The organism is Terribacillus sp. AE2B 122, assembly GCF_902497585.1.
GTDB lineage: Bacteria > Bacillota > Bacilli > Bacillales > Amphibacillaceae > Terribacillus > Terribacillus saccharophilus_A.
Map to the genome: position 1 here is coordinate 603,571 of NZ_LR700943.1, position 26,750 is coordinate 630,320.

Genomic DNA, 26,750 nt, shown 5'->3' on the forward strand with positions numbered 1-26,750 from the left:
TGTAAATTAAAATCTATTATTCCTTGATATTTGTTGCAATAAAAGGCAAAAAAGAGACAGGCCAATGTGTTGACCTGTCTCTTTTTTTCATTAGGATTGCAGTTTACGCCATAGAGTGGATCGATTGATCCCTAACCGCGATGCTGTTTTTGATTTGTTATAATTCTCTTCTTTCAATACAGCTTTAATAATCTCTTTTTCAATCTCTTCAAGTGTACCTTCTAATGGGAAATGGACATTATGCTTTGAATGATCCTTTAGGTTCTGAATCACTTTTTCTGTCGTCTCCAGCTCGATATGATAGCCATTTGTTTCTGCAATAAGCTGCTCTATAGCGGTGTTTAACTGATCGATATTACCTGGCCAATCATATTCCTTCAATAAGGATATGGCGCTTTCTCTAAAGCCTACTATCTGTCCTCCGGATTCAGTGTTGTGATAGGAGATAAGATAATGAGCCCACGATTCTATATCTTCTTCCCTGCCCTTTAGTGATGGTAATTCAATGGCATACGATGCTAATTCTATAAGAAGTTCCTTTGAAACAGGGCTTTCTTGAAACATTAACTCGTATTTGTCTGGTTCAATTCCTGATAAAATTCTAGGACCTGTTTTCCTATCTTTCAACAGTTGTACCAACCATTTTAGTTTATCAGTGCTCAGCGTTTCGAGATTCGTTAAATAGCAAGTGCCAAAATGGTTGTTTGTCAGGATTGATTCCATCTTTGTTTTCCAATCTTTTGATGGAATGGCATCGCATAATATAGTTGCAAATGGCAGGTGGGAAAGGGTACTAAGCCCATGAATTTCCTTTGCAGCTGTAAGTTTGCCTGCGCCTTTTTCTCCAATTAATAGTATTGGTGCAGTGTTGGTGGCTGTTGCCTTGATTTGTTCGTGAACAGTTTGGATTTTACTGCTGGATCCTATCATCTCCATCCTGTCAGTCATATCTTCTATACGAATCCCCGGGTTATCTTGTTCTGCGCTGAGTGTATCTGTAACCCTAATCCAGCATAGGTCATCCTTGAAAGGGCTGGAGAAAATCTCAAAGGCATTTCCATATTTCATGAGAATTCTGGAAGTTGTCTTATTAGACTGAATGCTTTCTAGTGCATATTGCTTTAGTTGTTCAAATTCTCTTCCCAGCTTCTCAGCAAGTTGTTCGCAGGCTTGATTTTGTTCAATGACATTACCCTTGCTGTCAACTAACATATACGCATTTGTTTCGCGTTTCAGGAGCTGTTTGTACTGCTTTATCTCTTCCTTTAACCTGTTGAGTAATTCGTTTATGTGAATGGCCTCTTGGAAGGATTCGCTGACTGCTTCTGAACCAGAGGTGATTAATATACCGTTTAATCCAGTCTTTTTAGCGGTTTCAATCGTTACTGTATCTCCAATTACGGACTTGATACCTTCTTTTTGCAGATCCTTTAAAGTGGTTTCGACTTCTGCGCTGCTGTTGATTTCAACTGTTTTAATATCCAAGTCTAACAGTGCCGCGATAGTACGGGCGCCTTCTGAGATATTTGAGAATCCCACAATAGCAGTCCTGCCGGGATACCCTTCGGCTAGCGTTAAAACTTTCAGTACATCATATCCAGAAACCTTTACCTCGACTACAGGGATGGGGACGCTTTGTTTTATGTACTGAGCGGTTCCGCCACGGCTTATGATTAAGTCGTATTGTTCGTATGTCTGTCTGGCAAAGCGTACTCCTTCGTCTAAGTCACCTACAAGTACATCTATATCTAAATTCGGAAAGTTGCCTTTCATACTATTAACAAGTTCTTTTAAACCGTTATAGGGTGCGATAAACAATATTTTTATGGTCATATGTTCTCCTTTTGCCATCTCAGTCTTACTTCTTTCTCTATATTCTTAGCATAATACAGGAAGAAAAATATTTCACTCACAGCAGAAAAAAATATTGTTGGAATAAGTGGAGGTTATTAATGTAAGGTTTATAAGTTTGTTTTAAAATGCACCAAATAAAATGATCTTCTTCGTTATTCATGTATTATTACCATTTTTTATTATATAAATTAAGCTGATCGAAATAAAAATGTTGCGAAATTAATCAATTGCTATTACAATGACACTAGATACAAATTGAAAACGGTACCAACTAAGGGGTGGCATATATGAAGTTAGCAATTATAGCAGATGATCTTACAGGAGCTAATGATAGCGGTGTTCAGCTGGCAAGAGCCGGGTTGGAGACAAAAGTATTTTTGGAACAGGACTATTCGGCGGCTGAAGGAGCAGAGGCAATAGTGTTCGATACAGATAGTCGTTCCATTGCCCCGCATGAGGCATATAACAAAATTAAATCTATTACGGAGTTTTTGCTCCAGGCGGGGTTTAATTCAATTTACAAGAAGATAGATTCTACGATGCGTGGAAATATCGGAAACGAAATAAAAGCATTCGGTGATACGATAGGGGCAGATTTTGTTATTATTGCACCTGGATATCCGAAAAACGGCCGAACTGTAATAGATGGCAACCACTATTTGAATGGGGTGTTGTTAGATCAAACTGAAATGGCTCACGATCCAAAAACACCTGTGAATGAGGCTCATATTCCTACCCTTTTGAGAGGGCAGATTAACGAGGAAATAGGGTTGATTCCTCTCGAAGTGATTAGGTCAAATGAAAAAATACTGCAGTTATTGTTAAATGAATTCAAAAAACAAAATATTAAGTACGTAGTTGCCGATTCTGACGCGGAAGAGGACCTTCAACATCTTTTAGAGCTTACGAAGGATGCACCTTACTCCATTGCTTGGGTTGGATCAGCAGGCTTGGCTAGTTATCTGCCTTCTTATTATGGAATCCAGCACAAAGAAAACAAGGAACTGTTGATTCCTTCTCACGATAAACCGGTTCTGACTGTTGTGGGCAGTGTAAACAAGCAGTCAAGAAATCAATTGAACTTGTTGCTGAAGGACACGTCTACAGTGGGTATCTGCCTTGATTCCGCAAAAGCTGTATCTTCTATAGAAGAAAGAGAGAAAGAAATCAAAAGAATCGTCGAAGCTGCCAAAGTTACAGCTGCCAAAGGTTTGGATACAGCTATTTATACAGCCGGCACTAAGGAAGATATAAGCCGTTCAAGGGAAGCAGGAAGGATACTGGGGTTGAATGAGACTCAAGTAAGCAATGAAATTGTGAAAATGCTGGGAGAAGTTATAGCAGAATTGATAAGGGAGGAGCTTTTCTGCGGTCTTGTTATGACAGGAGGAGACACTGCTAAACAAGTTTGCAGCCTTTTGGATACAAGTGGCTTTCACTTGTATGACGAATTGGAAATAGGGGTCCCTATCTCTGCATTTATCGGTAAAGAGGCATTGTTCGTCATAACGAAGGCTGGAGGATTTGGTAAGGAAACCGTATTTATAGATGCCATTAAAAAACTTAGAGGAGTTGTTCATATATGAGTACAAAACCAGTTATCGGAATCACGATGGGGGATGCAGTAGGTATCGGGCCTGAGATAATTGCCAAAGCACTTATGGATGAAAGTATCTTTGCTGATTGTCAGCCTATAGTAATAGGTGATGCAAAGATAATGAAGCGTGCAGCTTCTATTGTTGGATCTACTAATGAAATTCATTCTATTTCAACAGTTTCTCAAGCTAAGAATGTTTTTGGCGTAATTGATGTAATAGATTTGAATCTGCTTCCGGAGGATTTAGTTTTCGGCGTCATATCAAGTGAAGCTGGCAATGCAGCTTATCAGTATCTTGCAAAGGCAGTTGAGTTAGCGCAGGCTAAAGAAATCGATTCCATTTGTACAGCTCCTTTAAACAAAGAAGCATTGCATAAAGGGGGGCATCTTTACCCAGGGCACACTGAAATACTGGCAGCGCTCACGGACACAAAAGACTTCTCGATGATGCTTACTACGCCTAATCTAAAAGTCATTCACTTAACAACACATGTCGGTCTCATAGAAGCAATTGAGCGAATCACTCCAGAAAGAACTTATAAAGTCGTGAAATTAGCGCATGATACTCTAACTGCTGCAGGGCAAAAGCAGCCTAAGATTGCTGTTTGCGGTATCAATCCCCATGCAGGGGAAAATGGGTTGTTTGGAAATGGGGAGGAAGAGGAAAAACTTGCTCCTGGTATACAAAGAGCTCGTGAAGAAGGAATTGATGCCTCGGGACCTTATCCAGCAGATACATTATTCTTCCGTGCTGGCAGGGGTGACTTTGATATCGTAGTAGCGTGCTATCACGATCAAGGTCATGCTCCGATCAAGGTAATGGGGATTGAAGAAGGAGTCAATATTACGGTTGGACTCAAAGGTGGTATCATCCGAACATCAGTGGATCATGGAACAGCTTTTGATATAGCAGGAAAGAATATTGCGGACTCCAAGAGCATGAAAGCTGCAATAACTTCTGCTATCGAATTGGCACCTAAACGAAATACCCAATCCTGATTGTATAATGTTAAGAAAGTAATGCTAGCGGGACCTTCCTCAGGAAGGTTCTTTTTTGTCTTGGGGGTCCTGTATCAGCCGTTTGTGTGAATGCTGCTATTATCAAGCGGTAAAAGCTTAATACTCAAGAAAGTCTACCTGAATATCTTATTAATATTATTGGAAGCGATTACAATCATTAGTCTTCTCAAATACAGCAACTACTGCTGATTTCCAGATAAAAAAGCGTTAATGTCAACGTTAATGTGTTATAAAAATAATTTCATCTTTTTTAGTCAAAGCTCTTTACATTCCAGAAAAAAGGATTAATATAGAGTGAGTTTGATTTTAACGAAAAGGAGAATGTCTGTTGGGTAACCCAACTTCTACATCTGAGCAAACGTTGTTTCGCATCTCTTGGCCGCTGTTTATTGAATTAGCACTTCATATGGGAATGGGTATTGTTGCTACACTGATGCTGAGTCATTACTCAGATTTAGCTGCTGCCGGAGTCGGCGTAGCGAATCAGCTGATTAGCATTTTTATTTTGGTTTTTAATGTCACTTCTATTGCTTCTATGATCATCATCGGCCAGAAGCTCGGTGCAGAGGATTTGGCGCATGCTCGGCAGACTGCTCGGACAGCTTTCGGTATGAACTTCTGGTTTGGTTTGATCGTATCTGCTGTCGTCGTTCTGTTCGGTTCGGTATTTTTAAGTTTCTTCGATTTGAAAGGTGAGACACTCGCTTATGCGACCACCTTCGTGAAAATATGTGGTGCGTCTTTATTCTTAGAATCATTATCTTTGACTCTTAGTGCGATTCTCCGGGCGAATGGCCGGACAAAAGTCTCCATGGTTGTTGCAGTTCTGATGAACGTGCTAAGTGTATTTGGTTATTTGGTTGCAATCTTTGGATTGTTTGGCTTACCAATCACTGGGGTTGTCGGTGTATCCTGGACAATTGTGATTGCACGTATTTTTGCAGTTGTTGTATTGTTCTACTTTGTTTCTCGTTATCTGGCAATTCGTTTTACAGGTACGCATTTGATTAAACTGAACATGCAAGATATCAAGGACATCCTAGTTATCGGTGTTCCTTCGGCAGCAGAAAACCTATCTTATCAATATTCCCAGATTGTTATCACAGCAATCGTAGCGAATTTCGGTGATGCTTCACTTGCTGCTCGTGTATATATTAATAATATATCCATGCTTTGTTACTTGTTCACACTATCCATTGCAGAAGGTACGCAGCTGCTTGTATCCCGCTATATCGGGGGTAAGCAGTACGATCGAGCATTGAAACGTGGCTTGCGTACACTGAAAATTGCTATGATAGCATCCTTCATCGTTTCAATGGGCTTTGCATTAACTGGAGCACCTATTTTGCAAATGTTCACAGATGACCCGGCTATTTTGGCAGTTGGTATCCCGATTTTATGGGCAGTTGCCTTCACTGAGCCTGGCCGTGCGATGAATATTGTTTTGATGAGTTCACTCAAATCGGCTGGTGATGCAAAATTCCCAGCGATTATCGGAGTCATCAGCATGTGGGGGATTGCTGTACTTCTTAGCTACACACTTGGCGTATCCTTCGGTCTCGGTTTACTCGGAGTCTGGATTGCGATGGGCGTAGATGAATGGTTCCGCGGCTTCTTCGCTTACCGGAGATGGCGTTCCCGTCCTTGGGAAAAGAAAGAACAGGCAGCGGTTCCAGAAACTGCATTAACTTAATATAATAGAAGAAAGGCATCGACACACGTGTTGGTGCCTTTTTGTTATGAAATTGTTAAGTTAAATAAATATGTGAATTAATTGTTTTTTCGGTTGTTTTAAGTTGAATATATGAAGCCGTACTGTTATGATGAATTTGCAAGAGGAATTTTTTTTATAGCAAGTGGGACAATAAATGACATACTGGGACTTTTTTGACCCATTAAGCTTTATGAAGAAGGGGTATGTTATGCGATCGGTAATAGATCTACAAAAGAAGCTTTTCCCGGATGTTCTGGCAATTATGCAGCGAAGATACGGAATCCTGCAGTTTGTCAAAACAATGGGACCGCTGGGACGTCGCACACTTGCTGAAAACATGAATCTTGCAGAACGGGTCGTCAGAGGTGAAATTGACTTCCTTCAGAACCAAGGAATGATCTATATCACCACAAAAGGGGTACAGATTACCGATGAAGGATTGGAAGTTCACGAGCAATTAGAAGCTTTTATGCTCGAAGCCTCTGAAATAAGTGTTTTGGAACAGCGTGTCCGGGAAACACTAGGAATAGATAATTGTATTGTAGTCCCCGGTAATAGTGATACCCAAGATTGGGTAAAACAAGAGATGGGAAAACGGTGTGCACAGCTTCTGGAAGGTATGCTGCATCCGAACTATACGGTTGCAGTGACAGGAGGCACCACCATGGCCGCGCTGGCAGCAGCGATGCCGCCGATTCATACAGCTGAAAATGTCATGTTCGTACCTGCCCGCGGCGGTATTGGTGAGCAGGTGGAAAACGAAGCGAATACGATTTGTGCTGCTATGGCGAAGCGAGCCAGGAGTCAGTACCGGCTGTTGTATGTTCCTGATCCTATCGGGGAAGAATCTTATCAGACAATTATCGAAGAGCCTTCCGTTAAGGAAGTTCTGTCCATCATCAACCGTTCGAACGTGGTTATCCACGGTATCGGTGACGCCATGACAATGGCGGAGCGGAGACGGACGCCTGCGCCGCTTGTCGAGCAGATTAAGAGCGGTGTTGCAGTAAGTGAGGCATTTGGTTATTACTTCGATGCTGAGGGGAATGTAGTCCACCGTGTACGGACGGTTGGATTGCAGTTAGAGGACTTAGATAAAGCAGAACATGTAATAGCTATTGCAGGCGGTGCCTCGAAAGCCCGTGCAATCGCCTCATACTTCAAACTGGGAAGAAACAATCTCCTGGTGACGGATGAGGCGGCAGCGAACCAGTTAATAAAGGGATATTAAACCCTTTAATCATTCAGTTATTACAAGGAGGAAATTTTCATGACAGTAAAAATTGGTATTAACGGTTTTGGACGTATTGGACGTAACGTATTCCGTCAAGCGCTAGCTAACAGCGAAGCAGAGGTAGTTGCAATCAACGACCTTACAGATGCGAATATGCTTGCCCATTTGTTAAAGTATGATTCTGTACACGGTGTCCTTGATGCAGAAGTATCCGTAAACGGCAAAAACCTAGTTGTTGACGGTAAAGAGATCAAAGTTCTTTCTGAGCGCGATCCTGCTAACCTTGGCTGGGGAGATCTTGGTGTAGAAGTAGTAGTTGAATCTACTGGTATTTTCACAAATGGTGAAGATGCGAAGAAACACGTTGAAGCAGGAGCGAAAAAAGTTATCATCTCTGCACCAGCTAAAGGCGAAGACCTTACTGTCGTAATGGGCGTTAACGAAAACAGCTATGATCCATCTGAGCATACTGTACTTTCAAACGCTTCTTGTACTACTAACTGCTTGGCTCCGGTTGCAAAAGTACTTCATGATACATTCGGAATCAAACGCGGTCTAGTAACAACTGTTCACGCGTATACAAATGACCAGCAAATTCTTGACTTGCCGCACAAAGACTACCGTCGTGCACGTGCAGCAGCAGAAAACATCATTCCTACAACTACAGGTGCTGCTAAAGCAGTTTCTCTAGTATTGCCTGAACTTAAAGGTAAATTGAATGGTATGGCTATGCGTGTACCGGTTAAAGATGCTTCCCTTATTGACTTGGTTGCTGAATTCGACCAAAACGTAACTGCTGAGCAAGTTAACGCTGCTTTGAAAGAAGCTGCTGAAGGCGAACTTAGCCACGTTCTTGGTTACAGCGAAGAGCCACTTGTTTCTTCCGATTACATCGGAAACAGAAACTCTTCTACAGTAGATGCACTTTCTACTATGGTTTTGGAAGATAACATGGTAAAAGTTGTTTCTTGGTACGATAACGAAATGGGTTACTCCACTCGTTGCGTAGACTTGGCTGTATTCTTGAAAAGCAAAGGCATCTAATTTCTAAATAAGCAATGGTAGAAAGGGAGGGAGGAGCACCTCCCTCCCTTTTGACCTATGCCTGTTCTTTTCTAACAAACGGCAGAAGGATAAGTAAGAAGTTTTTTACTTATACGGAAGTTCTGGGATTAACTAAAGCCGATAGTTAGTTAGTCAAGGAACAAACCCTGCCATGCGAATGATATAGAAGGAACAGATACATAGGTAACAAGTATTCGAGGAGGCGTAGATATGAACAAGAAATCAATCCGCGATATTGATGTAGCAGGTAAGAAAGTTTTCTGCCGTGTGGATTTCAACGTACCAATGGAAAATGGCACTGTAACTGATGATACACGGATCAAGGCTGCCCTTCCGACAATCAAGCATCTTGTCGAACAAGGAGCAAAAGTGATTCTTGCCAGCCACCTTGGCCGCCCGAAAGGCGAAGTAAAAGAAGATTTGCGTTTGGACCCTGTTGCTCAGCGTCTTAGCGATTTGCTTGATAAGGAAGTCGTGAAAGTCGATCAAGTACAAGGGGAAGAAGTGAACCAAGCAGTGGAAAGTCTTGCTGATGGAGACGTACTTCTTATCGAAAATGTACGCTTTGAAGCTGGTGAAGAGAAAAACGATCCAGAATTAGCAAAAGCTTTTGCTTCCATAGCTGATGTGTATGTAAATGATGCATTCGGTGCTGCACACCGTGCACATGCATCTACAGAAGGTGTAGCGAAACATCTTCCAGCGGTTGCGGGTTTACTTTTGGAGCGTGAACTAGAAGTACTTGGTAAAGCACTATCTAATCCGGAACGACCATTCACAGCCATCATTGGCGGTGCAAAAGTAAAAGATAAGATCGGTGTAATCGATAACTTGCTTGATAAAGTTGATAATCTAATCATCGGCGGCGGTTTGGCTTATACATTCATTAAAGCACGCGGCTATGAGATCGGAAAATCCTTGCTTGAAGAAGATAAGATCGATTTGGCAAAAGAATTCATGCAAAAAGCAAAAGACAAAGGTGTCAATATGGTAATGCCTGAGGATGTTGTTGTAGCTGATGATTTCTCCGAGGATGCCAACAAGCGCGAAGTGAGCATAGAAGAAATTCCTGCTGACTGGGAAGCATTGGACATCGGACCTAAAACTCGTGAGACATATAAGCAGATCGTTAAAGATTCCAAATTGATCATCTGGAACGGACCAATGGGTGTGTTCGAATTGAACGCATTTGCTGGCGGAACAAAAGCAGTTGGGGAAGCACTGGCAGAAGGAGAAGGATTCTCTATCATCGGCGGCGGAGACTCTGCTGCAGCAGTAGAGAAATTCGGCCTTGCTGAAAAAATGGATCATATCTCCACTGGCGGCGGTGCCAGCCTTGAATTTATGGAAGGCAAGGAGCTGCCTGGTGTAGCTGCATTGAACGACAAATAAAAAGACTGAAGGGATGGAGAATTATGCGTAAAAACGTCATCGCAGGCAACTGGAAAATGAACAAAACAATTTCTGAAGCAAAAGAATTCATCGAAGCGACGAAAGCGAAGATTCCATCCAGTGACAAAGCAGAAGCAATAGTTTGTGCACCAGCATTGTATTTGACTGAGCTAGTGAAGCTTACAGAGGGTACGGACCTTAAGATCGCTGCTCAAACAATGCATTATGAAGAAAGCGGTGCTTTCACTGGTGAAATCAGCCCAATAGCGCTGAAAAGCATTGGTGTGGAATATGCGGTAATCGGACACTCCGAGCGTCGTGAATACTACAACGAAACAGACGAGTCTGTTAACAAAAAGACACATGCAGCATTGCAGCATGGTATTACTCCAATTGTCTGCATCGGTGAAACGCTTGAAGAGCGTGAAGCTGACAAAACAAACGAAGTAGTTGGCGGCCAAGTCGAAAAGGCTTTGGAAGGTCTGTCTGCTGAACAAGTTTCAACAGTAATTCTTGCTTATGAGCCAGTATGGGCTATAGGTACTGGTAAAACAGCAACAGCACAGCAAGCGAATGAAGTCTGCACCTTCATCCGTAATGTTGTAAAAGAGAAAGTATCCGCTGAAGCAGCTGACGCTGTACGCATCCAATACGGGGGAAGCGTGAAGCCAGCAAACGTGGATGAACTACTTTCTGAATCTGATATCGACGGCGCTTTAGTCGGTGGTGCAAGCCTGGAAGCTGATTCCTTCCTAGCGCTTGTGGAGGCTGGTGCAAAATGAGTCAGGACAAATTAGCTGCCCTCATCATTCTCGACGGATTCGGAATCCGCGGTGAAGAAAAGGGTAACGCAGTCAAGCATGCTAAAAAGCCGAACTTCGACCGTTACTGGAACAAGTATCCGCATAACGAGCTTACTGCTAGCGGAGAGGCTGTGGGCTTGCCAGAAGGCCAGATGGGGAATTCTGAGGTAGGTCACTTGAATATCGGTGCAGGACGCATCGTGTATCAAAGCCTGACTCGCGTGAATAAATCCATCAAAGATGGCGACTTCTATGATAATGAAGTGCTTCTTAAAGCAGTCGACCATGCGAAAAAGAACGATAAGAGTCTGCACCTCTTCGGTCTTTTGTCCAATGGCGGCGTACACAGTCACATTGAGCACTTATTTGCTCTTTTGGAGCTTGCTAAGAAGCATGGATTAGAGAAAGTTTACATCCATGGTTTCCTTGACGGTCGGGACGTTGGTCAGCGAAGCGCGAAAGAATTCATTGACCAGACAGAAGCGAAAATCAAGGAACTTGGTATTGGAAAGATTGCAACAGTTACAGGACGCTATTATTCCATGGACCGCGACAAACGTTGGGATCGTGTGAAAAAAGCGTATGATGCGATGGTTTACGGAGAAGGTCCTGCCTATAAGAGCCCTTATGACGTTATCGAAGATTCCTATAAAAATGAAATCTATGATGAATTCGTCCTTCCATCTGTCATCACAGAGGAAAATGGTGAACCGGTAGCGAAAATACAGGATGATGATGCTATCATCTTCTATAACTTCCGTCCGGACCGAGCTATCCAGATTTCTCGGACATTCGCAAACAAAGACTTCCGTGACTTTGATCGTGGTGAACACCCGCCAACGATTAATGAATTCGTCTGCATGACGAACTTTAGTGAAACGGTAGACGGCGACGTTGCGTATAAGCCAGTCAACTTGGATAACACGATCGGTGAAGTGCTTTCTCAGAACAACATCAAACAGCTGCGTATTGCAGAAACAGAGAAATACCCGCATGTGACGTTCTTTATGAGCGGCGGTCGCGAAGAAGAGTTCCCTGGTGAGGATCGGATCCTAATTAACAGCCCGAAAGTGGCGACATATGATTTGAAACCTGAAATGAGTGCATATGAAGTGACGGACGCGTTACTTGATGACTTGGATCAGGACAAACACCAAGCGATCATCTTGAACTTCGCTAACCCGGACATGGTTGGACATTCAGGTATGCTGGAACCGACTGTGAAGGCAATTGAAGCAGTTGACGAATGCCTCGGTAAAATCGTCGACAAGATTATTGAAAAAGGCGGTCATGCTATCATTACGGCTGACCATGGTAACTCGGATGAAGTAGTTACGCTTGAAGATAAGCCAATGACTGCCCATACGACAAATCCGGTTCCTGTAATCGTGACAAAAGAAGGCGTAGAACTTCGTAGCGGCGGTATCCTTGCTGATTTGTCTCCGACATTACTGGATCTATTGAATGTTGAGAAACCAGAAGAAATGACAGGCACTAGCCTAATCCAAAAATAAGAGGAGAGAAAAAATAATGCCATACATTACTGACGTATATGCACGCGAAGTCCTTGACTCCCGCGGTAACCCTACAATTGAAGTAGAAGTACTAACAGAATCCGGAGCTTTCGGTTCTGCAATCGTTCCAAGTGGTGCGTCCACTGGTGAATACGAAGCAGTTGAGCTTCGTGATGGCGATAAAGATCGTTACCTTGGCAAAGGTGTTCAAACAGCAGTTGCTAACGTAAATGAAAAAATCGCTCAAGAATTGATCGGTATCGATGTTACACGTCAAGTGATCATCGACCAGCTATTGATCGAACTTGATGGTACTGAAAACAAAGGTAAACTCGGCGCTAACGCTATTCTTGGTGTATCCATGGCAGCAGCACACGCAGCAGCTGATCACCTTGGAGTACCACTTTACACGTATCTTGGAGGATTCAACTCCAAGACACTTCCAACACCAATGATGAACATCCTTAACGGTGGAGAGCATGCGGATAACAACGTTGATATCCAAGAATTCATGATCATGCCTGTAGGAGCTCCTACATTCAAAGAAGCACTTCGCATGGGTGCAGAAATCTTCCACAGCTTGAAGAAGGTTCTTCAGTCTAAAGGCTTGAACACTGGTGTAGGTGATGAAGGTGGTTTCGCACCAAACCTTTCTTCTAACGAAGAAGCTCTTGAAACAATCGTAGAAGCAATCAAAGCTGCTGGTTACAAACCAGGTGAAGAAGTACAGCTAGCAATGGACGTTGCATCTTCTGAGTTCTACGAAGATGGCAAGTACAACCTTAAAGGTGAAGGCGTAGTTCGCTCTTCTGAAGAAATGGTTGCTTGGTATGAAGAAATGACAAACAAATACCCAATCATCTCTATCGAAGATGGCTTGGACGAAAACGACTGGGATGGTCACAAGCTATTGACTGACCGCATCGGTGACAAAGTTCAGCTTGTTGGTGATGACCTATTCGTTACAAACACAAAACGTTTGAAACAAGGTATCGAGCAAGGTGTTGGTAACTCCATCCTTGTTAAAGTGAACCAAATCGGTACGCTTACAGAAACATTCGATGCTATCGAAATGGCGAAACGTGCTGGTTATACAGCTGTTATCTCTCACCGTTCTGGTGAATCTGAAGATGCAACAATCGCTGACATCGCTGTAGCGACTAACGCTGGCCAAATCAAAACTGGTGCACCATCCCGTACTGACCGTGTTGCGAAATACAACCAACTTCTTCGTATCGAAGATGAGTTGAAAGCATCCGGCATCTACGGCGGACTTGCATCTTTCTACAACTTGAATAAATAAGCAGTATAAAAGGGATGAGCTTAATGCTCATCTCTTTTTTTGTTTTGGGCAAAAGGAGTTTCAGAAAATGAAGCTCCTTGTTCTTTTTTGAAAACATCGGTGAGCAAAAATCTTGTTGAGCCTGCATCCGGCTGATAATATAAAGCGAATGATTTGAAGGAGGAAATACATAATGGCACAATCACTACAAGGGAAGCGAGCTATCATCACAGGCGGCGGACGCGGCATTGGGAAAGCAATTGCAGAGGCACTTGCAGCAGAAGGTGCTCATGTCGGCTTAATTGGCCGTTCAGAAGAACATATTAAAGCAGTAACAGCAAATCTAGGTGAAGTTAAAACAGCTTATGCTGCAGCGGATGTATCCAGTCTGGAAGATGTGACAGCAGCAGTCTATAAAGTAAAAGATGAACTTGGCGGCATTGATATCTTAATCAATAATGCCGGTATCGCTAAGTTTGGCGGATTTATGGACCTTGATCCGGAAGAATGGAAAAATATCATTGATGTAAACCTGATGGGTGTGTACAACGTCACACGCGCGGTACTACCGGACTTGATCGAGCAAAAATCAGGAGATATCATTAACATCTCATCTACAGCTGGTCAAAAAGGTGCTCCTGCTACAAGTGCTTACAGTGCATCGAAGTTCGGCGTGCTAGGATTGACTGAATCACTTGCAATGGAAGTGCGCAAGCACAACATTCGGGTAACAGCCTTGACGCCAAGTACAGTAGCAACCGATTTGGCATTTGAGAACAAGCTGACAGATGGTAATCCAGAAAAAGTTATGCAGTCTGAGGACATTGCAGAGTTTGTCGTAGCACAGCTGAAATTAAACAGCCGCACATTTATAAAGTCTGCCGGTCTGTGGTCAACAAATCCTTAAGATATAAATAGTAAAGCGGGACATTCGATAGAGTTATCGAATGTCCCGCTTTTTCTTTGTCCGTTTTGATCTTGGGTGTCTAGTGTCCTAAAAGGCGAAAACGGGTATAGCAAGAGGGAGAAATTCTTTTCTTAGAATTAGAAGCTATAATCGATAAACAGAACAGAGCATGCTGGTAAATATGCTCTCTCTGACCTCCTTTTCGGAGGGGAACATGCCATTTAGGAGGAGAACAAGATGTCAGTAAGAATCGGAGTAATTGGAACAGGCGCTATTGGAAAAGAGCATATGAATAGAGTAGAACAAAGATTATCAGGAGCGAAGATTACGGCTGTTACGGATGTTAATCCTGCTGCAGCAGAAGAGGCTCTTCATGAACTGGGAATTAAAGCGAATTTTTATCCAAATGATCAGGCATTGATAGATGCAGAGGAAGTAGATGCGATATTTGTTACAAGCATCGGGCCAGCACATGAAGCAACAGTGCGTAAAGCAATAGAAGCAGGGAAATATGTCTTCTGTGAAAAGCCTCTTTCCGTTACCGCAAAGGGCTGCAAAACAATCATGCAGGATGAAATGGAATATGGTAAGCGTATCGTGCAAGTTGGCTTTATGAGGCAGTTCGACCAAGGCTATGAACAGCTGAAACAAGCTATTGATTCCAAAGTGATAGGGGAACCGCTCATGGTCAAATGCGCACATCGTGCTCCGGCAGTAGATGCGGCCTATACAACGGATATGGCAATTACAGATACCTTGATCCACGAAATAAATATTCTGCACTGGTTGTTAGCGGACAACTATGTCTCTGTTCAAGTCCTCTACCCACGAAAGAATAAGCATGCTCTCCCGCATTTACGTGATCCGCAAGTTATCTTACTTGAAACGGAATCTGGTGTACTTATCCAAGCGGAAGTATCCGTTAATATTAAATATGGTTATGACATTCAATGTGAGATAGTTGGAGAAGAAGGAATTGTAAGTCTGCCGGAAACCGAGAGTCTTAAAATACGACATAACGGAAAACAAAGTACCGACGTTTTACAAGATTGGAAAGTGCGTTTTCAAGATGCTTATGACAAAGAGATACAGGTATTTATCAACCAGGTAGCCAAACAAGAGGCGCTGCAGGGTCCTTCTGCTTGGGAAGGGTATGTGGCTGCCGTTACATCCGATGCATGTTTGAAGGCACAAGAATCCGGTCAGAGAGAACCGATTGAATTGGAAAGTATGCCTGCCTTCTATAGTACAGAAAGAAAGGTTCAGCTACTGTAAGATAAAAAATACAAGCCGTTCTTGTAATGAACAGGAGGATCATAATGAAACTAGGGTTTAATCAAGCTACAACATTGGAAAATTCAAATCTGGCAACAGATCTGGAATTATGTGAAAAGCATGGCTATGATTATATTGAAATTCGCACAATGGATAAGCTGCCAGAGTATTTGAAGCAATATTCCCTCGAACAGCTTTCCTCCTATTTCCAAGAGCATCATATAAAGCCGTTTGCACTGAATGCACTCGTATACTTCAATAATCGAAGCGAGGAAGATTATCAGCAGCTGATAAACGAATTCAAGCAAATGCTGGAATACGCTAAAGAATTGCAAGTACCTTATATCGTTGCCGTACCTTTAGTGACCAAAGAAAAGATACCGAAGAAAGACATTAAAGAAAGCAGTGTAGCAGTACTGCATGAACTGGCAGAGCTTGCAGAACCATATGGTATCAAGCTCGCTGTGGAATTTGTGGGGCATCCTGAATGCACAATCAATACATTCGAACAAGCTTACGATATTGTTCAGACGGTTGATAACCCAAACGTAGGTTTAGTATTGGATTGCTTCCATTTCCATGCAATGAATTCCAGTATAGAGGCACTAAAACAGGCAGATATATCAAAGGTCTTCATTCTTCATATGGATGATACAGAAGACTTTCCGACTGGAAGCCTTGTAGACGAGGATCGGGTATGGCCTGGACATGGAGCGATAGATTTGGAAGGAATTCTAACTGTGCTGAAGGAAAAGGGCTTTGACGGACCGGTGACGGTAGAGCTATTTCGACCGGAATATTATGAGATGAAAGCGGAAGATGTAATTAGAAAGGCTAAGGAAACTACGAAAGAAGTAATAACCAAATATCTTTAAAATAAGGAGACAGAGCCAATAAGCAATACAGCTGGCTCTGTTTTCTTTTTATTTATTTGCCGAAAGCATCAAAACTGCAGTTTCAGCCGCTTCTGCAATCAAATCGTCATTTGCATTCGCGTCTGCTTCATCATGATCGGACATAATGGCCAGTACAATAGGTTCTTCCTCAGGAGGCCAAAGGATTGCAATATCATTTCTTGTGCCGTAAGATCCAGCGCCGGTTTTGTCGCCGACTTCCCAGTCCTTCGGAACACCTGCCCGTATAAGTTCATCACCAGTAGTGTTTCCTTTGAGCCAATCTATGAGAAGCTGGCGCTTATCTGCAGATAGGTGATCTTCCAGCGCAAACTCTCGGAGGCTTTCTGCCATTGCTTTTGGAGTACTGGTATCCCGTGTATCACCTGGTTGTGTATTATTTAGGTCCGGTTCAATCCTCTCGGAATTTGTCACTTGATCTCCAATCTTACGTAATCCGTCTTCAAACCCATCTGGACCACCGATTTCTTCAAATATTAAATTGGCAGCAGTATTATCACTGTAACTGATAGATGCCTCACTCAACTCTTTCAAAGTCATACCAGAATCCACATGTTTTTCAGTAATAGGATTGTAGTTTACAAGATCATCACCCGTAAACATGATTCTTTTATTAAGGTCTTCCATTGACTTTTGCTGCAATAAAACGCCAACAGATAATGCCTTATGAGTGGAAGCAAAACCAAAGCGTTCGTTTTCTCGATATGCTACTGTCCTTCCGGAGCCAGTATCAATTGCAAAGATACCTAGGCGGGCATCGTATGTCTCTTCTAAGCTGCTAAACGATGCCTTGTCATTTGATACGATGGCATCCGTTGATTTGGTTTCGCCGCTATCACCCGAACACCCCGTCGCAATATAGAGAAAACAAAATGCAAAGAATATGTAGGTAAACTGTTTCAATTTTCTTCTTCCTTTCCAATGTGGATTACAACTGTAGTCATTATTACACTTGTAATCCAAGCCTGTCAACTGTACAATACAAATTATGAAGATAGGGGAAGGGAGAGCAAGAATGACATTTGTTCAATTGCTGCTGGCAATGACGTTAGCTTCCGTAACAGTTGGGTTCATATTATTTATTCGAAGGTTCTTGAATTCGCAGCTGGCTCCAGCTTGGCGGTATTATTTGTGGTTTTTTCTGCTAGGCACCTTAATCCTTCCATTCCTGCCACTGGAGCGAATCAGTATAAAACAGCCTACGTCGTTCACAAACACTGATAAGAGCGATGTGGGTAGGGTTGCTTCATCAGATACAACCGAAACTGGATGGATTAATGATTTCGGAAATTCCGTCACAAGAATAGATGTTTCAAATTTGGACCAGCTAACCAACGGTCTCTGGATAGCAGGAGTGGCTGTTAGTGTATTGGCAGTTCTATTCACGCAGATGAGAGTAATACACCTAGTAAAAAAGGCAGAGGTTATCAAAGATGAAAAGGTAATCGAGTTGTTTCAAAAATGTAAAATGGAGCTGAAAATACGGAGACAAATTAAGCTAAAGCAGTCAGCTGATGTGTCAGCCCCATTCATTTTTGGCTTGTTTCGTGCCTGTGTGGTTCTTCCAACAGAAAGCGGCAGTTCGTCCAAGGAAATGAAGTATATCCTGCTTCATGAACTACATCATTATAAAAGCAGACATGTGCACTGGAATTATCTCTTCTTGCTAGGGGGAATCATTCACTGGTTTAATCCCTTTGTACGGTACGCGCTGAAGGAAATGCGATTAGATCGGGAGATTGCCTGTGATGCTGCTGTTTTGCGATATTTGACCGATGAAAAGGAGAAAACTGATTATGGACGGACATTATTGCACTTTGCTGAGAAATCGAGATGGTCGATGGTCGACCAACATACTACTTCCATTAGAAGTACAAAGCAGCATCTTAAGAAACGGCTGATACATATCATGTCAGGGCGTCTTACTGCCAAGAGGCTTCATGTAAAGAGCCTAGCTATATTTACTGTTCTGGGCCTTATCGTTGCTTTTCAAGTGCCTGCTTATGCAGCTGTCGTAACGGATGAGCAGTATACAATAGGCAGGAAAAATATAGCAGAATCGAATGTCAGTACATACCTTAAAGGCGATAACAGCAGTTTTGTTTTATACAGCATGAAACAAGACAAGTATTATATCCATAACAAGAAGCAAAGCATTAAAAGGGTTTCTCCCAATTCCACTTATAAGATATACAGTGCCTTAACAGCATTAGAAGCGGGAGTAATGAAACCAGTATCCACAGATATGGAATGGGACGGAAGCAATTACGAATATGAGAGTTGGAATGAAAGCCAGGACTTACAATCTGCAATGCAGTATTCCGTAACGTGGTACTTTCAGAATGTCGATAGGCAGGTCGGGAAGAAGACCATCAAAAGGATGTTATCAGAATACCATTACGGCAATGAGGATGTATCTGGTAAGATGGAGGACTTTTGGCTGGAATCCACGTTAAAAATATCTCCCTTTGAACAGGTGGAATTACTGCAAGATTTATATGAAAATAAATTTAATGCAAATCCAAAGAATATTGAGGCAGTCAAAGCATCTATAAAGCTGGAAGAAAAGGATGGAGCCGTCCTCTATGGCAAGACAGGAACAGGTATTGTTAACGGAAAGGCAGCTAATGGCTGGTTCATTGGTTTTGTGGAAACAAAAATGGATACCTATTTCTTTGCAACGAATATTAGAGATGGGGATGCGACCGGAAGCAAGGCTGCTGACATCACGCTGAGGATATTGAAGGAAAAAGGTATATATCAATAAGAGAGAGGGATGGCTATGTCCAAGAACGTGCCAAATATATCAGAATCAGAGTGGGAAATAATGAAAGTGCTTTGGGATAATTCCCCCCGTACAGCAAATGAAGTTGTTAGTTCGCTTCAGGGTAAAGCTGATTGGAAACCTAAAACGATCAGAACACTGCTTGACCGACTGACAAAGAAGAAGGTGGTGGGCGTGAATAAAGAACAAAGAATATATACATTTTATCCGCTTTATGCCGAGGAAGAGTGTCAGCGTGCAGAGACTAGATCCTTTATCGATCGAATCTATGGAGGAACGATGAAATCCATGCTGGTACAGTTTATGGAAGAAGAAACTTTATCGGAAGAAGATATGGAGGAACTTCGCCAAATATTGGATAAAAAAACTAGTGAATAGACCCCAAAAAAACAGCTCTCCATAATGGAGAGCTGTTTCTTATTGACCTGTCTTTTGACGGACAAGCTGTTCCACTTCATCGGCAGTGCTTAGAGTCAATGCTTGTTGACTTAGCTCCTGCATATCTGCTTTGGAAAGCTTCGTGATTTGAGTTCTTGCTGGCAGGATGCTTGTTGCGCTCATACTGAATTCATCAAGGCCAAGGCCGAGAAGAAGCGGGATTGCAATTGCATCGCCTGCCATCTCACCACACATGCCAGCCCATTTGCCTTCTGCATGTGCTGCTTCAATAACATTATGCACTAGGTTCAGGATAGCTGGGTGGTATGGCTGGTACAAGTAGCTTACGCGTTCATTCATGCGGTCAGCTGCCATTGTGTACTGGATCAAGTCGTTTGTTCCAACGCTGAAGAAATCAACTTCCTTCGCAAATTGCTTCGCAGCAACAGCAGTAGAAGGGATTTCAACCATGATACCGATCTCGATAGAATCAGAGACTGACACACCATCTGCTACAAGCTTGTCTTTCTCTTCAAGAAGGATTGCTTTTGCTTGGCGGAACTCTTCCAGTGTAGCGATCATCGGGAACATGATTTTCAGGTTGCCGTACACGCTCGCGCGCAATAGGGCGCGAAGCTGAACACGGAAGATATCGTCACGCTCTAGGCAAAGGCGGATAGCACGGTAGCCTAAGAACGGGTTCATTTCTTTCGGAAGCTGTAAGTAGCTGAGCTCTTTATCGCCGCCGATGTCCAATGTACGAACTACGACAGGCTTGTCTCCCATGTTTTCAAGAACAGCTTTATAAGATTCGAACTGTTCGTCTTCACTAGGAAGCTCACTCTTACCCATGTAAAGGAATTCTGTACGGTAAAGGCCAACACCTTCACCACCATTGTTTTGAACGCCGGTAACGTCTTCTGGTGTACCGATATTAGCAACAAGCTCTACATGAACGCCATCTGTTGTAATGGTAGGTTCGTTCTTCAGCTTCGCCCATTCTGCCTTTTGCTGTTCGAAAGCTTCTTGTTTTGCTTTGTATGTTGCTAGTTCATCTTCTGTCGGATCGATGATAACAGTACCTTCCATACCGTCAACAATGATCATAACGTCGTTTGCAGCAGATGATGTAATCGACTTCGTACCAACAACAGCAGGAATCTCAAGGGAACGAGCCATGATAGCAGAGTGGGAAGTACGTCCGCCAATATCGGTTGTAAACCCTTTCACAAACTGTTTGTTAAGTTGTGCTGTATCAGAAGGAGTCAGGTCCTCTGCGATAATGATAACTTCTTCATCTATAAGTGCAGGGTCCGGGAAGGATACCTGTAAAAGATGTGCCATAACGCGTTTCGTAACATCCTGAATGTCAGCTGCGCGTTCTTTCATATATTCATTATCCATGCTGCGGAACATGTCGATGAACATTGTAGCTGTCTCATCAAGAGCAGCTTCTGCATTGATGTTGTTATTGCGGATATTGTCTTTAACAGGGTTGATCAGTTCTGGATCTGCTAAGACAAGCAAATGAGCCGAGAAAATCTCGGCATGCTCGTCGCCAAGTGACACACGAGCATTCTCGCGGATTTTCTCCAACTCTTTTTTGCTGATCTCGAGGGCAGCATCCAAACGGCTAATCTCTTCTTCCGCATTCGCAACAGTTGTCTTATCGAAAGAGAGGTCTGGTACAGCTAAATGGTATGCTTTTGCAATCGCAATACCATTTGAAGCTGCAATTCCGTTTATCATGCTCATCGGAATTATTCTCCTAGGCCTTCGCTTTTGATTGTTTCCGCAATTGTGTTGACTGCTTCTTCTGCATCGTCGCCTTCAGCGGAGATCGTGATCTCAGCACCTTGTGGAATACCTAGGCTCATAACACCCATGATAGATTTAAGGTTAACGCTTTTACCGTTGTATGCAAGCTGGATGTCAGATTTGAACCCACCTGCTTTATTTACTAAAATTGTTGCCGGACGAGCGTGTACGCCAGTCTCATCTGTAATTGTCATTGTTCTTTCTGCCATGATAAATACCTCCAAAGTAGTTTGTTATGTGAATGCTTTCATCCTTATTTTTGTGAATGCTTTCATTCTATCTTATTTTATACTTTTCTTAGGTCTTTTTTCAATAGTCCTACAATAATAGCTGTGACAAATGCACCAATAATGATGGAAAGGAAGTAAAGCAATGGGTTTCCTTCTACCAAACTTGCTGAAATGATTCCGCCATGCGGTGCATTCAGACCAATTGCGAAGAAGGCTGATAGACCTCCTGCTACTGCAGCACCGATTGCTGTTGCTGGAATGACGCGAAGCGGGTCGGCAGCCGCGAAAGGAATAACACCTTCTGAGATGAAGAATGCTCCCAGTACGTATGCTGTCTTACCAGTTTCTCTTTCCTGTTTCGTAAATTTGTTACGGAATAGGGAAGTTGCCAGCGCTAGTCCTAGCGGCGGTACCATACCACCGGCCATAACAGCAGCCATGAATTCCAAGTTTCCTGCATCAAGCATTGCAATACCAAAGGTATACGCTGCTTTGTTGATCGGACCGCCCATGTCGATTGCCATCATAGCACCAAGTACGATTCCTACCAGAACTAAATTTGTACCTCCAAGACCTTCTAGGAAGTCAGAAAGTGCTACATATACTTGTGTTAAAGACGGATTGATCAATAGCATGATCATACCTGTGATGAAAATACTCAATACCGGGAAGAATAGAATCGTTTTTAATCCTTCCAGTACAGGAGGAAGTCCAGCTAGTGCTTTCTTAATCCCAAGTGTTACATAACCTGCAAGGAAACCGGCGATCAGACCGCCAAGGAATCCGGAACTTGTCGCGTCACCGTGACCATATGTGACAGCAATCAAACCGCCGATAGCACCAGGTGCGAAACCAGGTTTGTCAGCAATACTGCTGGAAATGAAACCGGCAAGTACTGGAACGATCAGGAAGAACGCCTGGCTGCTTCCGATTTCATTAAGCATCTCTGCAAAACGGCTGTCTGGGAACAACTCACCGAAAAGAATGCTTAGTGCGATCAGGATACCGCCACCGACAACGAAAGGCAACATGTTGGAAACACCATTCATGATGTGCTTGTAGAATCCGGAGCGCTGTTCTTTCTTCTGTCCGCCTTCTGCAGCTGCTTCTGAGCCGCCACCACTGTTATGATGCACGGGTGCATCTTGAGAAAGTGCTTTTTCGATCAATTCTTTCGGTATTTTCAAAGCACGTCCAACCGGTACTTGCAAAACGTGTTTGCCGTCGAATGGGCTAAGATCGACATTGACATCAGCTGCAACGATAATAGCAGTAGCATCTTTAATATCTTCATCTGTCAGACGGTTTTTAACTCCGCCAGCTCCATTCGTCTGAACTTTAATCGGCACATTCATCTCTGCTGCTGTCTGCTTCAGCTTATCGGCAGCCATGAAAGTATGTGCGATACCAGTAGGGCAAGCAGTAATGGCAAGTACTTTACCTTGGGTGCCTGGTGCATCCTGTGCCAATTCTACAGCTGGATTTTCTTGTTCTACTTCTTCACCTAGCTCTTCTTTTTCCTTCGCATCGATGATAGACATGATTTGTTCTTCTGTTTCCGCACTTTCAATGTTAGCACGGAACGTGCTGTCCATTAAGAAAGAAGAAAGTCGGGACAATGTTTCCAAATGCGTCTGATTGGCACCTTCGGAAGCAGCAATCATGAAGAATAGGTGGGATGGCTGTCCATCCAACGCTTCATAATCCAAACCTTCCTTAGAACGGCCGAAAGCGATGGCCGGTGTTTTAACGGCAGCGGATTTACCATGCGGAATAGCAATCCCTTCGCCGATTCCTGTTGTAGATTGTGCTTCTCGTGCAAGAATAGCATCTTTAAATCCTGCTTTATCATTCAATTTGTCAGCTTGGTCCAATTTAGAAACAAGCTCTTCAATCACATCTGCTTTTGATTGGGATTGAAGCTGCAAAATAACTGTATCTTTTGTAAGTAGTTCTGTAATGCGCATGATTAACACCCCTCTTAGATAGATGTGAGTTTGACCTGGCTGACTAATTCTTCTATATATTGTCTCTCGCCGAGGTCGTCACTGAATGCAGTAGCACTTCCAGCTGCTACTGCGTAGGTGAAAGCTTGTTTGTAATCACCTGATTTTTCATATGCGGCCAGGAATCCTGCCACCATACTATCGCCTGCACCGACGGAATTCTTTACTGTTCCCTTAGGTGTTTGGGCTTTCCAAGCATGATCCTTGTTCACAAAGATGGCACCTTCACCACCCATTGATACGATAACGTTTTCGATGCCTGTTTCGTGCAGCTTTCGTGCGTAGCTGACAATGTCTTCAATGGAAGAGATCGTTGTATCGAAAAGTTCACCCAATTCATGATGGTTTGGCTTTACAAGGAACATACGCTTGCCGATTAAATCACGAAGGGCAGCACTTGATGTATCAGCGATGAATCTAGTTCCATTCTCTTCACAGATATCAGCCATCCTTGCATAGATGTCGGCCGGAACGGAACCCGGAGCATTGCCTGCTGCAACCAGAGCATCCTGTTTCCCGAGGCTTTTAATCTGTTCAAAAAGCAAAGCAAGCTGTTCTGTCGTGATAGATGGTCCAGGTCCGTTAATCTCTGTTTCTCCACCCGACTTCAGTTTTACATTGACACGTGTCGGTTCATTTATTTCGATGAACTGATGTTCGATGCCAGCATTTTCAAGCGTTTCCCTAATGAAGGCACCAGTGAAGCCACCGATATATCCTAATGCTGTTGTTTCCACATCCAATCGTTTCAACAAGCGGGAAACGTTAATACCTTTTCCACCAGCAAAATATGCTGTCTCTGTGGCACGGTTCAAATCTTCTGCCTTGAAACTGTCCACATGCATGATGTAGTCAATGGATGGGTTCAGCGTACATGTGTAATTCATGAGTCCACAACCTTTATTGATGTAAATTTCTTGTAAGCAGTCTGCTGTTTTGAACTGACAGTGTCGACGATAAGTGTCGCTTCTGTCAGATCCGCTATATGGGCGAAGGTTGTCTTGTCCAGCTTGCTGCGGTCAGCTAAAACGAAAGTCTCATCTGATCGAAGCAAAGCCTGACGCTTAATGGCAGCTTCCTCCGGATCAGGTGTTGTATAGCCGTTTTCTGAATGAACGCCATTGGTCCCGAGAAAACATTTATCAAAACGATACTGTGAGAGTGCCGTCATTGCACCTCTACCGATCAAAGTCCTCGTTTTATCCTTTACTAATCCGCCGGTTACATACACAGTGATGTCCTTTTCATACAGTGCTTCTAAATGTGTCAAACCATTTGTGACGACGGTTACATTTCTGCCAGATAAGAAAGGAATCATTTGATATGTCGTCGTACCTGCATCCAAGAAGATGCATTCTTCTTCACCTACAAGACTTGCAGCATAAGCGGCTATGTTCTGCTTTCCAGTTTGGTTTTGTGTTTCCTTTTCCGTATAGCTCATTTCGTAACTTAATGAAGAAACAATCGTTGCTCCGCCATGAACCCGTTGCAGCAGCTTCTGCTTCTCCAGTTCAATCAGATCTCGGCGTATTGTCGAGATGGAGGCGTCTGTTGCTTTCACGAACTCTGGAATCGTTACAACGCGCTGTTCTTGCAGCATCTGTAAGAGCATTTCCTGCCGCTCAGGTGTAAGCATTTCCATAACCTCCTCCTGAACTTAAGTCCACTATAAAGGAAACGGTTTCAGCTTGCAACCAAAAAAATTCAAAAATCTCCACATAAATTCATTTTCCGCAAAAATAGTTCATAGTTTTGTCGCATATCGTCGATTGGACAAGAACATCTTGCCAATTATCTGACACATATGCTACAGTTGACATAGGTATTTGCTGTTATAGGAGGTGCTGGGATGCAGACAACTTTAGTAGTTCTATTAATTATCGATGCCATCGCGCTTATCACGTTAGTCATTTTACAATCTGGTAAGAGTGCAGGTTTGTCCGGAGCGATATCTGGCGGGGCAGAGCAATTGTTCGGAAAACAGAAAGCCCGTGGACTGGACTTGTTCCTCCATCGTGGAACTATTGTTACAGGAGTAATTCTTTTCATTTTGACGTTCCTTTTGGCGTACGTCTTGCAATAATCGAATAGCCAATTTAATCCCTCGTCACAACTTCTGTGGTGGGGGATTATTTATTCCCGATGAAGGGAAAACTAGTGCGGAAACCTACTATATAATATAGAAATAATAGGGGAGATACATATGGTCACAATGAAACAGCCAGAGCCGTTCACATTTGAGGGGAAAGGAGATCGAGCTGTTCTGCTGCTGCACGGCTTTACTGGTCATTCAGCTGATGTACGGATGATGGGCCGTTTTCTTGCTGGTAAAGGGTACACTGCTCACGCGCCAATTTATCGCGGGCATGGGAAAACACCTGATGATATCGTCGCTTCCAATTCGGATGAGTGGTGGGAGGACGTCCAGACTGCTTATCAGTATTTGAAGAATAAAGGCTATGAAAAAATCGCTGTTGTCGGCTTATCCCTAGGTGGAGTGCTTAGTTTAAAGCTAGCCTATTCGTATCCGGTAAAAGGCGTTGTAACGATGTGTTCGCCGATGTTCTTTGATAACGAAACCCAGTTAAACAAAGGATTTAAGCTATATGCAAGACAACATAAACAACTGCAAGGTAAAGATAACCAAGCGATAGAACAGGAATTAGCTGAATTAATGGAGGCACCAGCCACTGCGGATATGTTCCAGCGTCTGGGAGCATTTATCACCGATGTGAGCAAGCATGTAGATGAAATCTATGCACCGCTCTTCGCTGTGCAAGCAACCGAAGACCAAATGATCAACACAGACAGTGCCAATTTCATTTATGAGCACGCAGAGTCGGATTTTAAGGAAATCAAGTGGTACGAAAACTCTTCTCACGTTATTACGATGGGGAAAGAAAAGGAACAGCTGCATGAAGATGTGTATCAGTTTCTCGAATCGCTTGATTGGGAATAGTTC

Annotated in this window: 23 protein-coding genes; 16 read left to right on the plus strand and 7 right to left on the minus strand. The window is 43.0% G+C overall.

From position 1 onward, the window contains the following. Positions 1-90: 90 nt before the first annotated feature. Entirely contained in the window at positions 91-1,851 is a 1,761-nt protein-coding gene (locus AE2B122_RS08175; protein WP_175073708.1) for a sigma-54-dependent Fis family transcriptional regulator, read from the minus strand. A gap of 290 nt (positions 1,852-2,141) precedes the next feature. Between AE2B122_RS08175 and AE2B122_RS08180 the strand changes: the two genes are divergently transcribed. From AE2B122_RS08180 to AE2B122_RS08235, 12 genes are all read left to right on the plus strand, one after another. Next, positions 2,142-3,440: a four-carbon acid sugar kinase family protein gene (locus tag AE2B122_RS08180; RefSeq protein ID WP_175073709.1), complete on the plus strand. Its 1,299-nt coding sequence runs from the start codon at positions 2,142-2,144 to the stop codon at positions 3,438-3,440. Further along, positions 3,437-4,450, plus strand: a complete 1,014-nt coding sequence (pdxA, locus tag AE2B122_RS08185; RefSeq protein ID WP_175073710.1) for a 4-hydroxythreonine-4-phosphate dehydrogenase PdxA — start codon at positions 3,437-3,439, stop codon at positions 4,448-4,450. The genes AE2B122_RS08180 and pdxA overlap by 4 nt, the downstream gene beginning before the upstream one ends. A gap of 349 nt (positions 4,451-4,799) precedes the next feature. Beyond that, the gene (locus AE2B122_RS08190) at positions 4,800-6,164 is read left to right on the plus strand and encodes an MATE family efflux transporter (protein WP_095218421.1); all 1,365 of its coding nucleotides are present in this window, start codon (positions 4,800-4,802) and stop codon (positions 6,162-6,164) included. A gap of 229 nt (positions 6,165-6,393) precedes the next feature. Then, a complete protein-coding gene (locus AE2B122_RS08195) occupies positions 6,394-7,416 on the plus strand; it encodes a sugar-binding transcriptional regulator (RefSeq protein ID WP_095218420.1) in 1,023 nt (340 codons plus the stop codon). Between the two features lie 39 nt (positions 7,417-7,455). After that, the gene (gene gap / locus AE2B122_RS08200; protein ID WP_095218419.1) at positions 7,456-8,463 is read left to right on the plus strand and encodes a type I glyceraldehyde-3-phosphate dehydrogenase; all 1,008 of its coding nucleotides are present in this window, start codon (positions 7,456-7,458) and stop codon (positions 8,461-8,463) included. 231 nt (positions 8,464-8,694) lie between these two features. Next, positions 8,695-9,876 carry a phosphoglycerate kinase gene (gene pgk / locus AE2B122_RS08205; protein WP_095268514.1) on the plus strand — a complete coding sequence of 394 codons (1,182 nt, stop codon included), beginning with the start codon at positions 8,695-8,697 and terminating at the stop codon, positions 9,874-9,876. A gap of 23 nt (positions 9,877-9,899) precedes the next feature. Beyond that, a complete protein-coding gene (gene tpiA / locus AE2B122_RS08210; protein ID WP_175073711.1) occupies positions 9,900-10,658 on the plus strand; it encodes a triose-phosphate isomerase in 759 nt (252 codons plus the stop codon). After that, positions 10,655-12,193 carry a 2,3-bisphosphoglycerate-independent phosphoglycerate mutase gene (gene gpmI, locus AE2B122_RS08215; protein ID WP_175073712.1) on the plus strand — a complete coding sequence of 513 codons (1,539 nt, stop codon included), beginning with the start codon at positions 10,655-10,657 and terminating at the stop codon, positions 12,191-12,193. Before tpiA ends, gpmI begins: the two co-directional genes overlap by 4 nt. A gap of 16 nt (positions 12,194-12,209) precedes the next feature. Continuing rightward, a complete protein-coding gene (eno, locus tag AE2B122_RS08220; protein WP_095218416.1) occupies positions 12,210-13,496 on the plus strand; it encodes a phosphopyruvate hydratase in 1,287 nt (428 codons plus the stop codon). A 172-nt stretch (positions 13,497-13,668) separates the two neighbouring features. Next, a complete protein-coding gene (locus AE2B122_RS08225) occupies positions 13,669-14,382 on the plus strand; it encodes a 3-ketoacyl-ACP reductase (protein WP_095218415.1) in 714 nt (237 codons plus the stop codon). Positions 14,383-14,619: 237 nt separating this feature from the next. Beyond that, on the plus strand, positions 14,620-15,657 hold the full coding sequence (locus AE2B122_RS08230) for a Gfo/Idh/MocA family protein (protein WP_175073713.1): 1,038 nt from the start codon (positions 14,620-14,622) through the stop codon (positions 15,655-15,657). Between the two features lie 44 nt (positions 15,658-15,701). Continuing rightward, positions 15,702-16,532, plus strand: coding sequence for a sugar phosphate isomerase/epimerase (locus AE2B122_RS08235; RefSeq protein WP_095218413.1), 831 nt, complete (start codon positions 15,702-15,704; stop codon positions 16,530-16,532). Positions 16,533-16,580: 48 nt separating this feature from the next. Here the strand turns inward: AE2B122_RS08235 and bla are convergent, their stop codons facing one another. After that, positions 16,581-17,474: a class A beta-lactamase gene (gene bla, locus AE2B122_RS08240; protein WP_095218412.1), complete on the minus strand. Its 894-nt coding sequence runs from the start codon at positions 17,472-17,474 to the stop codon at positions 16,581-16,583. 112 nt (positions 17,475-17,586) lie between these two features. Between bla and AE2B122_RS08245 the strand changes: the two genes are divergently transcribed. Beyond that, complete coding sequence (locus AE2B122_RS08245; RefSeq protein ID WP_175073714.1) at positions 17,587-19,338, plus strand: BlaR1 family beta-lactam sensor/signal transducer; 1,752 nt, start codon at positions 17,587-17,589, stop codon at positions 19,336-19,338. 15 nt (positions 19,339-19,353) lie between these two features. After that, positions 19,354-19,734, plus strand: coding sequence for a penicillinase repressor BlaI (gene blaI, locus AE2B122_RS08250; protein WP_095218410.1), 381 nt, complete (start codon positions 19,354-19,356; stop codon positions 19,732-19,734). 39 nt (positions 19,735-19,773) lie between these two features. On the opposite strand, the gene ptsP is transcribed toward blaI, so the two are convergent. The 5 genes from ptsP to AE2B122_RS08275 all read right to left on the minus strand — a co-directional run bounded on the left by ptsP (position 19,774) and on the right by AE2B122_RS08275 (position 25,424). Next, positions 19,774-21,489 carry a phosphoenolpyruvate--protein phosphotransferase gene (ptsP, locus tag AE2B122_RS08255; protein WP_175073715.1) on the minus strand — a complete coding sequence of 572 codons (1,716 nt, stop codon included), beginning with the start codon at positions 21,487-21,489 and terminating at the stop codon, positions 19,774-19,776. A 5-nt stretch (positions 21,490-21,494) separates the two neighbouring features. Then, the gene (locus tag AE2B122_RS08260; RefSeq protein ID WP_095218408.1) at positions 21,495-21,761 is read right to left on the minus strand and encodes a phosphocarrier protein HPr; all 267 of its coding nucleotides are present in this window, start codon (positions 21,759-21,761) and stop codon (positions 21,495-21,497) included. 77 nt (positions 21,762-21,838) lie between these two features. Further along, positions 21,839-23,749, minus strand: coding sequence for a fructose-specific PTS transporter subunit EIIC (locus tag AE2B122_RS08265; RefSeq protein ID WP_175073716.1), 1,911 nt, complete (start codon positions 23,747-23,749; stop codon positions 21,839-21,841). 14 nt (positions 23,750-23,763) lie between these two features. Further along, on the minus strand, positions 23,764-24,675 hold the full coding sequence (pfkB, locus tag AE2B122_RS08270; RefSeq protein ID WP_095268524.1) for a 1-phosphofructokinase: 912 nt from the start codon (positions 24,673-24,675) through the stop codon (positions 23,764-23,766). Then, a complete protein-coding gene (locus AE2B122_RS08275) occupies positions 24,672-25,424 on the minus strand; it encodes a DeoR/GlpR family DNA-binding transcription regulator (protein WP_095268612.1) in 753 nt (250 codons plus the stop codon). The genes pfkB and AE2B122_RS08275 overlap by 4 nt, the downstream gene beginning before the upstream one ends. A gap of 213 nt (positions 25,425-25,637) precedes the next feature. Between AE2B122_RS08275 and secG the strand changes: the two genes are divergently transcribed. Both secG and AE2B122_RS08285 read left to right on the plus strand, forming a co-directional pair. Next, positions 25,638-25,871, plus strand: a complete 234-nt coding sequence (gene secG / locus AE2B122_RS08280; protein WP_095218405.1) for a preprotein translocase subunit SecG — start codon at positions 25,638-25,640, stop codon at positions 25,869-25,871. A 120-nt stretch (positions 25,872-25,991) separates the two neighbouring features. Then, positions 25,992-26,747, plus strand: coding sequence for a carboxylesterase (locus tag AE2B122_RS08285; RefSeq protein WP_175073717.1), 756 nt, complete (start codon positions 25,992-25,994; stop codon positions 26,745-26,747). Positions 26,748-26,750: the final 3 nt, after the last annotated feature.

Excerpts from the sequence above, each read along its gene's own strand:
- eno (WP_095218416.1), top strand. The coding sequence starts at position 12,210 with ATGCCATACATTACTGACGTATATGCACGCGAAGTCCTTGACTCCCGC.
- AE2B122_RS08260 (WP_095218408.1), bottom strand. The coding sequence starts at position 21,761 with ATGGCAGAAAGAACAATGACAATTACAGATGAGACTGGCGTACACGCT.
- AE2B122_RS08285 (WP_175073717.1), top strand. The coding sequence starts at position 25,992 with ATGGTCACAATGAAACAGCCAGAGCCGTTCACATTTGAGGGGAAAGGA.
- AE2B122_RS08180 (WP_175073709.1), top strand. The coding sequence starts at position 2,142 with ATGAAGTTAGCAATTATAGCAGATGATCTTACAGGAGCTAATGATAGC.
- secG (WP_095218405.1), top strand. The coding sequence starts at position 25,638 with ATGCAGACAACTTTAGTAGTTCTATTAATTATCGATGCCATCGCGCTT.
- AE2B122_RS08265 (WP_175073716.1), bottom strand. The coding sequence starts at position 23,749 with ATGCGCATTACAGAACTACTTACAAAAGATACAGTTATTTTGCAGCTT.
- blaI (WP_095218410.1), top strand. The coding sequence starts at position 19,354 with ATGTCCAAGAACGTGCCAAATATATCAGAATCAGAGTGGGAAATAATG.
- gap (WP_095218419.1), top strand. The coding sequence starts at position 7,456 with ATGACAGTAAAAATTGGTATTAACGGTTTTGGACGTATTGGACGTAAC.
- AE2B122_RS08175 (WP_175073708.1), bottom strand. The coding sequence starts at position 1,851 with ATGGCAAAAGGAGAACATATGACCATAAAAATATTGTTTATCGCACCC.
- pdxA (WP_175073710.1), top strand. The coding sequence starts at position 3,437 with ATGAGTACAAAACCAGTTATCGGAATCACGATGGGGGATGCAGTAGGT.
- AE2B122_RS08235 (WP_095218413.1), top strand. The coding sequence starts at position 15,702 with ATGAAACTAGGGTTTAATCAAGCTACAACATTGGAAAATTCAAATCTG.
- AE2B122_RS08230 (WP_175073713.1), top strand. The coding sequence starts at position 14,620 with ATGTCAGTAAGAATCGGAGTAATTGGAACAGGCGCTATTGGAAAAGAG.
- AE2B122_RS08225 (WP_095218415.1), top strand. The coding sequence starts at position 13,669 with ATGGCACAATCACTACAAGGGAAGCGAGCTATCATCACAGGCGGCGGA.
- AE2B122_RS08195 (WP_095218420.1), top strand. The coding sequence starts at position 6,394 with ATGCGATCGGTAATAGATCTACAAAAGAAGCTTTTCCCGGATGTTCTG.
- AE2B122_RS08245 (WP_175073714.1), top strand. The coding sequence starts at position 17,587 with ATGACATTTGTTCAATTGCTGCTGGCAATGACGTTAGCTTCCGTAACA.
- pgk (WP_095268514.1), top strand. The coding sequence starts at position 8,695 with ATGAACAAGAAATCAATCCGCGATATTGATGTAGCAGGTAAGAAAGTT.
- AE2B122_RS08275 (WP_095268612.1), bottom strand. The coding sequence starts at position 25,424 with ATGCTTACACCTGAGCGGCAGGAAATGCTCTTACAGATGCTGCAAGAA.
- pfkB (WP_095268524.1), bottom strand. The coding sequence starts at position 24,675 with ATGAATTACACATGTACGCTGAACCCATCCATTGACTACATCATGCAT.
- gpmI (WP_175073712.1), top strand. The coding sequence starts at position 10,655 with ATGAGTCAGGACAAATTAGCTGCCCTCATCATTCTCGACGGATTCGGA.
- tpiA (WP_175073711.1), top strand. The coding sequence starts at position 9,900 with ATGCGTAAAAACGTCATCGCAGGCAACTGGAAAATGAACAAAACAATT.
- ptsP (WP_175073715.1), bottom strand. The coding sequence starts at position 21,489 with ATGAGCATGATAAACGGAATTGCAGCTTCAAATGGTATTGCGATTGCA.